Annotated in this window: 14 protein-coding genes; all 14 read left to right on the top strand. The window is 64.1% G+C overall.

The features are described 5' to 3' along the window. Window positions 1-108: 108 nt before the first annotated feature. Complete coding sequence (locus EJ067_RS09380) at window positions 109-390, top strand: helix-turn-helix domain-containing protein (protein WP_126085676.1); 282 nt, start codon at window positions 109-111, stop codon at window positions 388-390. Window positions 391-535: 145 nt separating this feature from the next. Then, window positions 536-1,006 carry a DUF2840 domain-containing protein gene (locus tag EJ067_RS09375; RefSeq protein ID WP_245468293.1) on the top strand — a complete coding sequence of 157 codons (471 nt, stop codon included), beginning with the start codon at window positions 536-538 and terminating at the stop codon, window positions 1,004-1,006. Further along, window positions 1,003-1,596, top strand: coding sequence for a S26 family signal peptidase (locus tag EJ067_RS09370; RefSeq protein ID WP_126085674.1), 594 nt, complete (start codon window positions 1,003-1,005; stop codon window positions 1,594-1,596). The genes EJ067_RS09375 and EJ067_RS09370 overlap by 4 nt, the downstream gene beginning before the upstream one ends. 10 nt (window positions 1,597-1,606) lie before the next feature. Continuing rightward, a complete protein-coding gene (locus EJ067_RS09365) occupies window positions 1,607-1,942 on the top strand; it encodes a DUF736 domain-containing protein (protein WP_126085673.1) in 336 nt (111 codons plus the stop codon). Between the two features lie 3 nt (window positions 1,943-1,945). Beyond that, entirely contained in the window at window positions 1,946-2,710 is a 765-nt protein-coding gene (locus EJ067_RS09360) for a lytic transglycosylase domain-containing protein (protein ID WP_126085672.1), read from the top strand. Between the two features lie 243 nt (window positions 2,711-2,953). Then, the gene (locus EJ067_RS09355; RefSeq protein ID WP_126085671.1) at window positions 2,954-4,693 is read left to right on the top strand and encodes a VirD2 family relaxase/mobilization nuclease; all 1,740 of its coding nucleotides are present in this window, start codon (window positions 2,954-2,956) and stop codon (window positions 4,691-4,693) included. A 35-nt stretch (window positions 4,694-4,728) separates the two neighbouring features. Beyond that, the gene (locus tag EJ067_RS09350; RefSeq protein ID WP_126085670.1) at window positions 4,729-6,717 is read left to right on the top strand and encodes a conjugal transfer protein TraG; all 1,989 of its coding nucleotides are present in this window, start codon (window positions 4,729-4,731) and stop codon (window positions 6,715-6,717) included. Window positions 6,718-6,722: 5 nt separating this feature from the next. Next, a complete protein-coding gene (locus tag EJ067_RS09345) occupies window positions 6,723-7,151 on the top strand; it encodes a CopG family transcriptional regulator (RefSeq protein WP_126085669.1) in 429 nt (142 codons plus the stop codon). 345 nt (window positions 7,152-7,496) lie between these two features. Continuing rightward, window positions 7,497-9,335 carry a type II toxin-antitoxin system HipA family toxin gene (locus EJ067_RS09340; RefSeq protein ID WP_126085668.1) on the top strand — a complete coding sequence of 613 codons (1,839 nt, stop codon included), beginning with the start codon at window positions 7,497-7,499 and terminating at the stop codon, window positions 9,333-9,335. Window positions 9,336-9,526: 191 nt separating this feature from the next. After that, on the top strand, window positions 9,527-10,519 hold the full coding sequence (trbB, locus tag EJ067_RS09335; protein WP_126085667.1) for a P-type conjugative transfer ATPase TrbB: 993 nt from the start codon (window positions 9,527-9,529) through the stop codon (window positions 10,517-10,519). Then, window positions 10,516-10,848: a TrbC/VirB2 family protein gene (locus EJ067_RS09330; RefSeq protein ID WP_126085666.1), complete on the top strand. Its 333-nt coding sequence runs from the start codon at window positions 10,516-10,518 to the stop codon at window positions 10,846-10,848. The genes trbB and EJ067_RS09330 overlap by 4 nt, the downstream gene beginning before the upstream one ends. Further along, entirely contained in the window at window positions 10,848-11,129 is a 282-nt protein-coding gene (locus EJ067_RS09325; RefSeq protein ID WP_126085665.1) for a VirB3 family type IV secretion system protein, read from the top strand. The genes EJ067_RS09330 and EJ067_RS09325 overlap by 1 nt, the downstream gene beginning before the upstream one ends. A 12-nt stretch (window positions 11,130-11,141) precedes the next feature. Continuing rightward, on the top strand, window positions 11,142-13,592 hold the full coding sequence (gene trbE / locus EJ067_RS09320; RefSeq protein WP_126085664.1) for a conjugal transfer protein TrbE: 2,451 nt from the start codon (window positions 11,142-11,144) through the stop codon (window positions 13,590-13,592). Further along, complete coding sequence (gene trbJ, locus EJ067_RS09315) at window positions 13,589-14,347, top strand: P-type conjugative transfer protein TrbJ (protein ID WP_126085663.1); 759 nt, start codon at window positions 13,589-13,591, stop codon at window positions 14,345-14,347. The genes trbE and trbJ overlap by 4 nt, the downstream gene beginning before the upstream one ends. The last annotated feature ends 10 nt before the right edge of the window (window positions 14,348-14,357 follow it).

The raw sequence follows: 14,357 nt of genomic DNA, 5'->3' as shown, positions 1-14,357 counted from the left end.
AGGTCCCCAAATCTTCCCCATCCCTCGCGAAGCCACCTTTACGCCACCGTGATCGCCATCCGCCGCCGAACGCCGGCGGCTCACCGAAAACCCACGGAGGCCCGACAAATGCGCCCGGATCTAGCCGCTTTGCCGCCGCGCTTTCTGCGCACCAAGGAAGCCGCCGAGTTCCTCAGCCTGTCTTCCCGCACGCTCGAAAAGCACCGCACCTACGGCACAGGTCCCGCCTACCGCAAACTTGGCGGCCGCGTCGTCTATGCCGTTGACGACCTTCAGGCATGGGCTCAGCGCGGCGCGGTCACTTCGACCTCCGACCCACGCGGTTCCGTGCTGCCTGCCAAGCGCCATCCGCCGGCGGCTTTCGCGCCGGGCGGACGCTATGGGCGCTAGTTGCACTCAAGTTATGCAAACGCACCGCTGATGCTCGCCGTGGCGCATCTCCAATCACGCATCGCGGCTGCTTTCCACAAGATCAGGAGACAGGCCATTGGGCACCGTCGTTTACTTCCATTCGGGCCGATCGGCGCCAGGTGCTATCACCGGCGAATGCTTAACTCATGTCGAGCTGACCTGGGTCGAGAAGAAGATCGAGTACTGGATCCGCTTCGGTTCGGTCGCTCGGGAGAAGGTTCTCGATCGACGTCGGCGCATCGTCTCCTTTCGTCCCGGTGGCATCTTCGCTTTCGTCCGATGGGCGGCGAACGACTATGGCACGATCATCTCGCGCCTCGATATCGTGCGCGCGGTCGCGGAGGGCGAAGCCCATCAGACGCTGCCATTCGTGCGGCCTGGCGGTGACCTTCTGCTCACGGCTCAAGGCTGGCCGAAGGTCGAGCGCGTGCTGCAGACGATCGATGGCATCGAGCAACTCGGCATCGCGCCGGGAGCGGTCTCACCCGATCACTGGCGGCACGTCCACAACCGCATGACGGTCGGGCAGGAGCCTCGTACTTATACGCTGGATCTCCACAGGGCCTACCTCCTTCGTCGGCGGGTCCAGCAATGATGCGGTCACCGATTGTCCTCGTGACGGCAGTTGCGACGATGGGTACGCTCTGCCCCGTTCTCAAGCCATTCCCGCCGAAGTTTGTCTGGAATGCGTCGGCCAGCGCACCGATCGGCCTTTACCGCATCGACAGCGCAGGTTCTTTTTCGGTCGGCGATCTCGTTGCGGTGGGACCGCCCGAGCCGCTTGCAACATTCCTTGCCGAGCGCGGCTATCTGCCGAAGGGCGTGCTGCTGCTGAAGCATATCCTTGCAATCTCCGGTCAGACCGTGTGCCGCAACAGGTTCACGATCGCGGTCGATGGCTCTGACGTGGGCGTTGCGCTCGAGCGCGATCACCTCGGCCGCGGTCTGCCGACCTGGCAAGGCTGCCTACGCATCCCGGTCGGCGCCCTTTTCTTCATGAACCGCCAGGTCCGCGACAGCCTCGATGGCCGCTACTTCGGCCTCGTTTCGACCGATCACATCATCGGCCGAGCGGTCCCGCTGTGGACCGACGAGCAGGGCGACGGCCGCTTCCATCGGCGCGTGAGCGCGCCATCGGCGGCACCCTTTCGGGCCGTCAATTGTCACCGCCCACAACAAAGATAGGAGAAAGCATATGCCGCAGATCGGAGAATTTATTCGCCACCAGACCGGGTATTCGGGGAGAATTCGCACGCTAAATCTTGACCTCGAAGTCGTGATCGTCGCGGCCGAAGCGAGCGATGCGGACAATGCGCCCGACTTTCGCGTGCACGCCGGCGGCGAAGACGGCAGCACAATCGGCGCCGGTTGGAAACACTCCAGCGAGAAAGCCGGCGAGTTCGTATCGCTGCAGATAGATGACCCGACATTCCCGCAGCCGATCCGCGCATACCTGTTTCAGAACGGCGACGACAGGAAGTCCTGGTCTCTGCAATGGACGCGCCAACGCGACCGCGCCGAGAAGGACTAAGCGATGTCGGCGCGCCTTCGGCCGACGAGCAAAGTGAGAACGCACGTATTGCCTCGCGCAATCTGGCGCCCGGTTCTCATTTTGCTTGGCAGGCTCCTCGTCAGTTGCATTATTCCAGCTACTGCGCCGGCGCAGAGCTCGCCGGCCGTCATACCGACGACGCGCGGTCGTTACGAGACCCATATCGCGGAAGCGGCGAAGCGCTTCCGCCTACCGCCGACCTGGATCCGCGCCGTCCTTGGCGCCGAAAGCGCAGGCGATCAACGCGCGACATCGCGCAAGGGTGCCATGGGGCTGATGCAGATCGTGCCCGACACCTGGTCCGATCTGCGCGCCCGGTATCAGCTCGGCAGCGATCCCTACGACCCGCACGACAACATCATCGCTGGCTCGGCCTATATCCGCGAGTTGGTTGACCGCTTCGGATCACGCGGCTGGATTGCCGCCTATAATGCTGGCCCTGGACGCTACGAAGCGTCGTTGCAAGGCAGACGGCTGCCTCTCGAAACCCTTGCCTATGTCGCTGTCGTTGCATCCGCAATCGACAACCATGGTGCAAGGAAAGCTCTCAGCCCAGCCGCCTCCGTCTCACCTGACTGGAGACGGGCACCGCTGTTCGCTTTGCCAGCGAATGGCAGGCTGACCGGCGGTTTGATGCAGCCCCGTCGCTCGCGTGGGGATGCCCCTTTGGCGGGATTTGCGCAAGCCAAGGCACCCCAAGCTAGCGGCTTGTTGATGCACGAAGTACTCGACGGGTCTGCGCCATGAGCCGCTTCAGCGTCCTTCGTGTCAATTCGTGCTCCATCGTGCCATGGCGAGCGGGTTGGGCAGGCGCGGGCGATACGACCGAGCGATGGCAGGATAAAAGCGCGCACATTGCACGTCGGTCGGCGGAGAGGGTTTGCCAGGTTTTCGCGCCTGCGGCGCACATTGCGGCCCCTCCGGGCAATGTGCGCCAAACGCCAGAAGTCTTGTGTTCCGGTCCATTTTCCCACATTGCGGGACAACGCCATGGTCGATGAGCGCACATTTCGCATTCGGCCAGGCCGCATCCGCTCGACCCGCGCTCAAGCTGGGCGGCCCTTCATCGCCCAGGCGCTGGCGGCGGCGAAAAAGGCTGGCGGAGGCGTCTCTCGCTCGGGCCGTGTGGTTTCCGGTAACCGCTCCCGGTTTGGTCACGGTCAGCGCGCCAGCATCCAGGCAAATCGGTTGATCACCTCACGATCGCGCGGCGCCGTCGTCAAAGCCCGCGTCCTCCGTCATTCCTTCCGGGCGACGCCACTCGCTACCCATCTCGACTATCTGCGTCGCGAGGGAGTCACCCGGGACGGAGAGAAGGCGAGGTTGTTCGGTCCGGCACAGGGTGACGCCGACGGCGAGGCCTTCGCGGCGCGCGTCGCGGAAGATCGGCACCATTTCCGTTTCATCGTCTCTCCCGACGATGCCCACGAGATGGCGGACCTCAAATCCTTTACCCGCGATCTGGTCGGGCAGATGGAGAAGGACCTCGGCACGCGACTCGACTGGGCCGCCGTCGATCACTGGAACACCGAACATCCCCATGTTCATCTGATCGTGCGCGGTTTGCGCGACGATGGCGAGGATCTGGTCATCTCGCGCGACTACATCAAGGAAGGGATGCGAGACCGGGCTCGCGACCTTATCACTCAGGAACTGGGGCCGCGAACCGATCTCGACATCCGCCGCGCGCTCGAGAGCCAGATTCAGTCCGAACGCTGGACGCAGCTCGATCGCCAGTTGCTTCGCGACAGCCGCGACACTGGTGTCATCGATCTGGCCCCACGCCCTCATACGCAGCCGGACGAATATCACGCGCTGAAAATCGGGCGTCTGCGCAAGCTCGAAGCGTTTGGTCTCGCCGATCAGGTCGGCCCGGGCCAATGGGTCCTCGACGACCGCGCTGAAGCAACGTTGCGCGAACTCGGCGAGCGTGGCGACATCATAAAGCGCATGAATCGCGCGTTGACTGGGCGAGGAATCGAGCGCGGCTCAGCCAACTACGTGTTGGCAGCCGAAAGTCTCGATACACCCATTGTCGGCCGGCTGGTCGACCGCGGGCTCGATGATGAACTGAGCGGGACGGCTTATGCCGTGGTCGACGGCGTCGACGGACGCACCCACCACATCAGACTTACCGATCTGGAGGCAGCTGGCGACAGCCCGCTGGGCTCGATCGTCGAGCTGCGGAAGTTCGATGACGCGCGGGGCCGACAGCGGGTTGCGCTCGCCGTCCGCTCCGATCTTGACTTGCATGCGCAGGTCACCGCAGCCGGAGCAACTTGGCTAGATCGCCAGGCCATCGCTCGCGAGCCTGCCGCCTTGAGCGCAGGTGGCTTCGGCGCTGAGGTTCATCGCGCGATGGAACTGCGGGCCGACTACCTGGTCGGCGAAGGCCTCGCGAAGCGTCAAGGCGCACGCGTTGTTTTCAGCCGCGACCTGATCGAGACGCTGCGCCGCAGAGAACTCAAGCTTGTTGGTGGGAAACTCGCAGCCGAGACCGGGCAGCCGTTCAACCGAGCTCGCTCAGGCGACTTTATCGCTGGCGCCTATCGCCAGCGGTTGTCCCTCGCGTCCGGCCGTTTCGCAATGATCGACGACGGTCTTGGCTTCCAACTGGTTCCCTGGACTCCCTCGCTTGAAAAGCATCTCGGCCAGCACGTCTCCGGTGTGGCTCGCGGTGACAGCGGAATCGACTGGAGCTTTGGCCGCAAGCGCGGGCTCGGTCTCTGACAACAGGAAGAAGAACAGGAAAAGAGGACTATGCCATGTCCGCCACGAAAATCCTCTGGGGACAGATACTCACTGTCTTCCTGATCGTGTTGTTGACAAGCTGGGCGGCGACGCAATGGACCGCATGGAGGCTGGGCTTCCAGCCCCAGCTTGGCCCGCCCTGGTTCCAGCTCGCCGGCTGGCCCGTCTACTATCCGCCCGCTCTGTTCTGGTGGTGGTACTTCTACGACGCCTACGCCCAGAACCTCTTCGTCGAAGGCGGACTGATCGCCGTTTCCGGCGGCTTCCTCTCGATCGTCGTCGCGATCGGCATGTCGGTGTGGCGCGCTCGTGAAGTCAGGAACGTTTACACATATGGCTCGGCCCGGTGGTCCGACAGGCGAGAGGTGGAAGCTGCTGGTCTTCTCGGCGCCGATGGTGTGGTGCTTGGGCGCTATGATCGTCACTACCTCCGTCACGACGGGCCTGAGCACGTGCTGTGCTTCGCCCCAACTCGATCCGGCAAGGGCGTCGGCCTTGTGGTGCCGTCGCTGCTGACCTGGCCGGGCTCGGCGCTCGTCCACGACATCAAGGGCGAGAACTGGCAGCTCACCGCAGGCTTTCGGGCTCAGCATGGCCGGGTGCTGCTCTTCGATCCGACCAATTCGAAATCGTCTGCCTACAATCCCCTCCTGGAGGTCCGCCGCGGCGAATGGGAGGTCCGCGATGTTCAGAACATTGCTGACATTCTTGTCGACCCGGAAGGAAGTCTCGAGAAGCGGAACCACTGGGAAAAGACCAGCCATGCTCTGCTGGTCGGCGCGATCCTACACGTCCTCTATGCCGAGAAGGACAAGACGCTCGCCGGCGTCGCCGCCTTCCTCTCCGATCCGAAACGCCCAATCGAGTCGACGCTGGCGGCGATGATGAGGACCGCGCATCTGGGCGAGACCGGCGCACACCCCGTCATCGCCAGTGCTGCGCGCGAACTGCTCAACAAATCCGACAACGAGCGGTCCGGTGTGCTCTCCACCGCGATGTCCTTCCTCGGCCTCTATCGCGACCCCGTCGTCGCCGAGGTAACCAGGCGCTGCGACTGGCGGATCAGCGACATCGTCGACGGAAAGCAGCCCGCGACACTCTATCTCGTCGTGCCACCCTCGGACATCAATCGGACCAAGCCGCTCATCCGCCTCATCCTCAACCAGATCGGACGTCGACTGACGGAAGAGCTGCAGACAAGGACGAGCCGCCACCGATTGCTGCTCATGCTGGATGAGTTTCCGGCCCTCGGCCGCCTAGACTTCTTCGAAAGCGCGCTGGCCTTCATGGCGGGTTACGGGCTGAAGAGCTTCCTGATTGCGCAGTCGCTGAACCAGATCGAGAAGGCATACGGCCCGAACAACTCGATCCTCGACAACTGTCATGTGCGCGTGAGCTTCGCCACGAACGACGAAAGGACTGCCAAACGTGTCTCCGACGCGCTCGGCACGGCGACCGAAATGCGGGCAATGAAGAACTATGCCGGCCACCGGCTCTCGCCCTGGCTCGGACATCTCATGGTGTCGCGACAAGAGACCGCCCGCCAGCTACTGACCCCTGGCGAGATCATGCAGCTTCCGCCGACCGATGAGATCGTCATGGTGGCGGGCGCGCCCCCAATCCGGGCGAAGAAGGCGCGATACTATGAGGATGTTCGTTTTCGGGATCGCGTCCTTTCGCCGCCCGAACTGACCCGATCCGAAAACGCACGTCCTGACGACTGGAGCGGCCTGCCGATTCAGGCTTGCCCTGATGTCGCCGAAGCTTGCGGCGCGCGCCGGCAGGACGGTGAAGATCCGACTGAGTCCGAACGGCGCCAACAACACGAACTCAACCTTGTGCGGCCCGTCGAGAAAGCGGCTCCGATCGAGAATGAGTTCGAGATCGACCCGGCCGACGATGCGGATGACGATGATGCCGTCCGCAATCGTCGCCTGGCTCGCCTCATGCGGGGTGTGGCGCGGCAGGTCTCCCTCGACCCCAACGATGGCATGGAGTTGTAGGCGCCATGGCCGGTCGAAAAAAGAAAGTTCAGATCTCCGTCTATCTCGACCCGACCATCATGATGATGCTCGCCGACTATGCGGCGCGGCGGGATCAATCCCAGTCCATGATCGCTGAGGCCGCGATCGCTTCGTTCCTGTCGCCGGATGCCGATGAGCGTAGCGAGGCGGCGATCGCCAAACGCCTCGATCAGGTTGATCGCCGCCTGGCCCGGCAGGAACGCGATGTCGGCATCGCAATCGAGACCCTGGCGGTGTTCGTCCGCTTCTGGCTGGCGACCACGCCGGCCTTGCCCGAGCCCGCAGCCCAGGCAGCGCGTGCCAAAGCGGCCGAACGCTACGAAGCCTTTGTCGCGGCCTTGGGCAGGCGCCTGGCGAAGGGACCGAAACTGCGGCAGGAGATTTCCGAGGATGTCGATCCGGCACATGACTGACAACGCAGCTCTAGTCGCGCTGAAGCCGGGTACGTACTTTTGTTGCGAGGTCTGTGGCGACATGCCATCGGCATGATGCCGGTCTGCTGGAACGCTGCGGTGGGATAGACCGGCGGCGGCAACATCGGACATATCTGGGAGTCCAGCTTCGTCCGTTCCTGCCGGTGGTAAGCTCGGCCTGGGCGACCGCTGGCCTGCGCTGTCGGGTCCATGCGGACGGGTATTGACCGCGGTGCCGATTCTAACTTTCGCGTATTTCAGATACGCGAAAGTGCGAATACATTTGACACACCAGAGATAAAATTCTAACTTTCCCGTATCTGAAATACGCGAAAGTTAGAATCCATGGCGCTTCATCTCGTCGGGGAAACCATAGACAAGGCACGCACTTACTATCTCGCGCAGCAGGGGCGCCTGGTGCAGCTGATGCGGGGTATCTATGTGGACCACAGTGACGACATCGACACCATGGTCCATCGCCACGCGATCCGCATTGCTCACTATCTCTATCCGCAGGCATATCTGTCGGCTGCGACCGCGGTGCTGCTGGCCCCCACCCGGGACGGCCGCCTGTTCATGAGTGGACGCCGCAGCCAGCGAACACGAATACGCGGCCTCGAGATCATTCAGAACATTGCCCCCGACCACCCGGCAGTGGCCCCGGCCGTCGTCGATGACGGAATGGGAGAGTTTCGCGTCAATGTCTCGTCCATCCGTCAGCGCTTTCTCGAAGCCTTCCGGCTGCGTAGCGAGCACGCCAACTCGATCGACGATGCCACGCGCACGCAAATTGCCGAGCGTCTCGTCGAAGAGTTCGGCACGCCCCAAGCCGCCGCTGACGCGCTCTGGACACTGGCTCGCGAAAACCAGTGGTACCATGAGGGCGAGCAGGCGGAGCGCTACCTGCTCCGCGGCCCCGTGGCCGCTGCGGCCACCAATGAGGCGGCGCTCGATCTTGTTGTCGCTTGGCACGGCGAGCCGATGGGCCATCTGGCCCACGATGGATTCGAGTGGCGCTGGCGCGCCCATGAATGGCACGGCCCGCCGCTGATCCGCCAGACCACGCCTGGCCGCCTGCCGCCCTTCATCACCGCCTTGTTGCCAGAGGGATGGCTGGAGTCCGTGCTGAAGGATCGCGATGAACGCGCGCTGTTGAGGTCGGGTAAGCGCTATATGTCGAACATCACCATTGTCGATGATGCGCGCGAGCTTGCCACGCTCCCGGCCGACGTGCTGACCACGCCACTGGCGCGCTTCACGACCGACGGTGTCTTCACCGGACGCTACGAGGGGCCAGGTAGCGGGGCGCTCAAAGACAGCTTCGAGCGCAATCTCGCCGCGATCTTCGCCCGCAGCGATACCCCGCGGCTGTCTGGTATCCAGATCAAGGCGCCAATGTTTCTTGCCCATGACGGTGTCTTGTCGCCAAGCACCGGCCAACCCTTCACGCATATCCTGAAGCCCGGCGGCACGGGCGGTTTCGAGATTCTGCCGGTGGTCGAATATTTGTCGCTCACGCTTGGCGCCTCGGCCGGCTTCGAGGCACCTTCAATGGCGCTTGTACCCATGCCGGACGGTATGCCTCCGGCACTCATTGTCGAGCGCTTCGACATTCGTCGCAGCGGTAACGATACCCGCATGCTGGCGCTCGAGGATTTCACATCCGTCCTCGCCGTGCCGACAGAGGCCAAGTATGACGGCACGATCGAGCGCGTCGCCCGTGCGCTACGCCCGCTGTCGACGTCGTCCGAAGAAGACTTGATCGTCGTGCTGAAGCGCGCCGTCTTCGCCTGGCTGATCGCCGACGGCGACATGCACCTCAAGAACCTCGCGCTGCTCAAGATCGCCGAGCCCGGCAGCAATCGCTTTGCCAGCGTGCGCATGGCGCCGCTCTACGACGCGGTGACCACGCGGGTCTTTCCCCGCCTTGAGCGTGACCGCATCGCGCTCAAGCTAAACGGCAAAGACGACCGGCTGCGCCGCGCCGACTTCAAGGCTCTCGCCGCCACGGCGGGAATCAAGGCTGGCGAGGCCGACCAGGCCATTGACGCCCTCGTCGCCGCCGTCGGCGCCGCCGCCGGCGAACTCTCGGTACCGGCGTCTTTCGCCGCCGACCACGCCGCCGTCGAAGTCGCCGCCGAGATACGCCGCATCGTTGCGGAACGTGTCGAAAGCCTCAGCTAAATCCCGTCGGCGAGTGCCCGGCTGGCCGCGACGAGATCGCGCCTCGTCGGTCCCTCCGCCGTGCGCCTGTATTTGCACGCCGCACTACTACGCCATCGACTTACTTGTTGAAGCGGCCCGCAATCCGGCTCTTTTAATCATCCCCACCCGGGGACGGTCAAAGTTGTTCCCGCCCAAAGATCGGGGACCAGATGACGGTTTCGAATAACTCGCACAATGAAAGGCAGGGGCGCGAGCGCAGTTCGCGAATGTTGCGAACCGCGCTGGGCTCGGCAATCAACCGCCTCCTTGACGATCCCACGATTGTCGAGGTGATGCTCAACCCGGATGGCCGCATCTGGGTTGATCAACTCTCCGAAGGTCTGGCCGATACTGGTGAGGTGCTGTCAGCCGCCGACGGCGAGCGCATCGTACGTCTGGTCGCCCACCATGTCGGCGCCGAGGTGCACTCGCGCTCGCCGCGTGTCTCGGCCGAACTGCCCGACACCGGCGAGCGCTTCGAAGGCCTTCTGCCGCCTGTCGTCGCCGCGCCTGCCTTCGCCATACGCAAACCCGCCGTCGCGGTCTTCACGCTCGACGACTATGTGGCCGCGGGCATCATGACCGCGGCACAGGCCGCGGCGCTGTGTGCCGCGGTCGTTGCGCGCGCCAACATTCTGGTTGCCGGCGGTACCTCCACCGGCAAGACGACATTGACCAACGCGCTGCTTGCCGAAGTGGCAAGAGGGACCGATCGCGTCGTCATCATCGAGGACACGCGCGAGCTGCAATGCGCCGCGCCCAACCTTGTCGCCATGCGCACCAAGGATGGTGTCGCCACGCTCTCCGACCTGGTCCGCTCGTCGCTACGCCTGCGGCCCGACCGCATCCCCATCGGCGAGGTGCGCGGCTCGGAAGCCCTCGATCTGCTCAAGGCATGGGGCACCGGGCATCCCGGCGGCATCGGCACCATTCATGCCGGCTCCGCCATCGGCGCGCTGCGCCGCCTCGAGCAATTGATCCAGGAAGCCGTCGTCACTGTCCCGCGCGCGCTGATCGCCGAAACCATCGATCTCGTCGCTGTCCTGTCCGGACGCGGCTCGGCGCGGCGGCTGACTGAGCTCGCTCGCGTCGACGGGCTTGGCTCCGACGGCGATTACCGCACATCCCGAGCCATCCACAACAACACAGGAGATCCTTCATGATCCGCATTCTGTCTCGCGGCTACCGTTGCCTGGCCATCGCCTCCGCGACCCTGGCAATCAATCTCATGCTCGCGCCGGCAGGGCACGCCGCCGGCTCGTCGATGCCGTGGGAACAGCCGCTCGAGAAGATACTTCAGTCGGTGGAGGGTCCGGTCTCCAAGATCATCGCGGTCATCATCATCATCGTGACTGGTCTGACGCTGGCGTTTGGCGATACTTCGGGCGGCTTCCGGCGTCTGATCCAGATCGTCTTCGGCCTCTCCATCGCCTTCGCTGCGTCAAGCTTTTTCCTGTCGTTCTTCTCATTCGGCGGCGGGGCTCTGATCTGATGGCAACCGCTTTCGAACAGCTCGACGCGGTGCCGGGATTTGTCATCCCCGTCCACAGGGCGCTGACCGAACACATTCTGCTCGGCGGCGCGCCGCGTTCCATCGCGATCCTGAATGGCACGCTCGCCGGCGCGGTGGGCCTCGGCCTGCGTCTGTGGCTGGTTGGTCTCATCATCTGGGCGCTCGGGCACTTCACCGCGGTGTGGGCCGCCAGGCGCGATCCACTCTTCGTGGAAGTCGGCCGCCGGCATTTGCGCATTCCCGGTCACCTGTCGGTTTGAGAGGGCGCCATCATGATGAACCTTGCCGAATATCGCCGTTCCGGCAGTCGCCTTGCCGATTACCTGCCATGGGTAGCGCTAGCGGCGCCAGGCGTGGTGCTTAACAAGGACGGCAGCTTCCAGCGCACCGCGATGTTTCGCGGGCCGGACCTGGATTCCGCCGTCCCGGCTGAATTGGTCGCTGTGGCCGCGCGCATCAACAACGCCTTTCGTCGCCTCGGGTCCGGCTGGAGCATCTTCGTCGAGGCGCAGCGGCGCGAGGCGGCGACCTATCCCGACAGCCAGTTTCCCGATGCTGCGTCCGCCCTTGTCGACGCCGAGCGCAAAGCCGACTTCGAGGAGGAGGGGGTGCATTTCGAATCGAGCTACTTCCTCACATTCCTCCATCTGTCGCCGCCGGAAGAAGCCGCGCGCGCCGAGAAATGGCTTTACGAGGGACGCGAACAATCTGGCGTCGATCCTCATGAGATCCTACGTGCCTTCATCGACCGTACCGATCGCGTGCTCGCTTTGCTCGACGGCTTCATGCCGGAATGCCGGTGGCTCGACGACGGCGAGACACTGACCTATCTGCACGCCACCATATCGACCAGGCATCATCGGGTGCGCGTCCCGGAGACCCCGGTCTATCTCGATGCGCTGCTTGCCGACCAATCCCTGACCGGAGGGCTCGAGCCTCGCCTCGGCGATCAGCATCTTCGCGTGCTCACCATTGTCGGCTTTCCCGCCGCCACGACGCCAGGCTTGCTCGATGATTTGAACCGGCTGGCCTTTCCCTATCGCTGGTCGACTCGCGCGATCCTGCTCGACAAGACCGATGCCACAAAGCTCGTGACGAAGATCCGCCGGCAATGGTTTGCAAAACGCAAGTCGGTTGCGGCGATCCTGAAGGAGGTCATGACCAACGAGGCGTCCGTGCTGGTCGACACCGACGCCGCCAACAAGTCAGTCGACGCCGACATGGCCTTGCAGGAGCTTGGCGCCGAGATCGCGGGCATGGCCTATGTCACTGCGACCATCACGGTCTTGGACGCCGATCCGCGCCTCGCCGATGAGAAACTTCGCCTTGTCGAGAAGGTCATTCAAGGTCGCGACTTCACGGCCATGGTCGAAACCGTCAATGCCGTCGACGCCTGGCTCGGTTCACTGCCTGGACATGCCTATGCCAACGTCCGCCAGCCGCCCATCTCGACGCTCAATCTCGCCCACATGATCCCCCTCTCTGCCGTGTGGGCGGGGCCGGAACGGGACGAGCATTTCGGTCGTCCTCCCTTGCTTTACGGCAAGACCGAAGGCTCGACCCCGTTCCGGTTGTCCTTGCATGTCGGCGACGTCGGCCACACCCTGGTCGTCGGCCCGACCGGCGCGGGCAAATCCGTGCTGCTGGCGCTCATGGTCTTGCAGTTCCGTCGCTATGCGCGGGCGCAGGTCTTCGCCTTCGACTTCGGCGGCTCGATCCGTGCCGCAACGCTCGCCATGGGGGGCGACTGGCACGATCTCGGAGGCGGGCTTACGGAGGGCATGGAAGCCTCCGTCTCGCTGCAGCCCCTCGCGAGGATCGACAATACCTACGAACGCGCCTGGACGGCCGACTGGATCGTCGCGATCCTCGGGCGCGAAGGCGTTGCCATCAATCCGGAAGCCAAGGAACATATCTGGACGGCGCTGAGCTCGCTCGCCTCCGCGCCGGCCGGCGAGCGCACCATCACCGGCCTGAGCGTGTTGCTGCAGGCCAACAACCTGAAACAGGCCCTGCGCTCCTACTGCATAGGGGGCCCGTATGGTCGCTTGCTCGATTCCGAGGCCGAGCACCTCGGTGCGGCGGCCGTGCAAGCGTTTGAGATAGAGGGCCTGGTTGGCACCGGAGCAGCACCCGCCACCCTGTCCTACCTTTTCCACCGCATCGGCGACCGGCTCGATGGCCGGCCGACATTGCTTATCATCGACGAGGGTTGGCTCGCCCTTGACGACGAAGGTTTCGCCGCGCAACTGCGCGAGTGGCTGAAGACGCTGCGCAAGAAGAACGCCAGTGTGGTCTTCGCCACCCAGTCGCTATCCGACATCGACAATTCGGGCATCGCGCCGGCCATCATCGAAAGCTGTCCGACCCGTCTGCTCTTGCCGAACGAACGCGCGATCGAGCCGCAGATCACGGCGATCTATCGCCGGTTCGGCCTCAACGATCGCCAGATAGAGATCCTGGCGCGCGCGACGCCCAAGCGTGACTACTACTGCCAGTCCCGGCGCGGCAACCGCCTCTTCGAGCTTGGCTTGTCCGAGGTCGGGCTCGCGTTCTGCGCCGCGTCGTCGAAGACTGACCAGACCCTGATAGCCAGCATCGTTGCCGAGCACGGCCGCGATGGCTTCCTTGCCGCCTGGCTGCGCGCCCGCAACGTCGGCTGGGCCGCCGATCTCATTCCCGACCTCTCCATCCCCGAAGCACAAAAGGAACCTCAGCCATGATTGTCCATCAATACCGCTCGCGCGCGCTTCTGCTGGTTGCGGCAATGCTCGCCGCGCCGGTCTCAATCTCGCCGCTGGCAACCGCGCCGGCGCATGCGTTTATCGTCTTTGACCCATCGAACTATTCGCAGAATGTGCTGACGGCCGCGCGATCGCTGCAGCAGATCACCAATCAGATCACCTCGCTGCAGAACCAGGCCCAGATGCTGATCAATCAGGCCCGCAATCTTGCGAGCCTGCCCCTGTCCTCGCTCCAGCAATTGCAGCAGTCGGTGCAGCGCACGCAGCAGCTTCTCGGTGAGGCGCAGAACATCGCCTTCGACGTCCAGCAGGTCGACAAGGCCTTTCAGCAGCAATACGGCAACGTCTCGCTCACGACTTCCGACCAGCAGTTGGTCGCGGATGCGCGCTCGCGATGGCAAAACACGGTCGGCGGGCTCCAGGATGCCATGCGCGTCCAGGCCGGCGTCGTCGGAAACATCGACACCAGTCGGGCGCAGATGTCGGCACTGGTCGGCGCCAGCCAGTCGGCGACCGGAGCGCTGCAGGCGACGCAAGCCGGCAACCAGTTGCTTGCGCTGCAGGGCCAACAGCTCGCGGACCTGACTGCCGTCGTCGCCGCCAACGGCCGCGCCCAGGCGCTAACCGAGGCCGAACGTGCCGCCGCCGCCGACCAAGGCCGCGAGCAGCGCCGCCGCTTCCTGGCGCCCGGCTCCGGCTATCAGGCCGGCAACGTCCAGATGTTCAATCGTTGAGGGTCATGGC

Source organism: Mesorhizobium sp. M1D.F.Ca.ET.043.01.1.1 (assembly GCF_003952385.1).
Taxonomy (GTDB): Bacteria; Pseudomonadota; Alphaproteobacteria; order Rhizobiales; family Rhizobiaceae; genus Mesorhizobium.
Note: the sequence above shows the minus strand (reverse complement) of the source record. Positions and strands in the feature narration are given on the sequence as shown.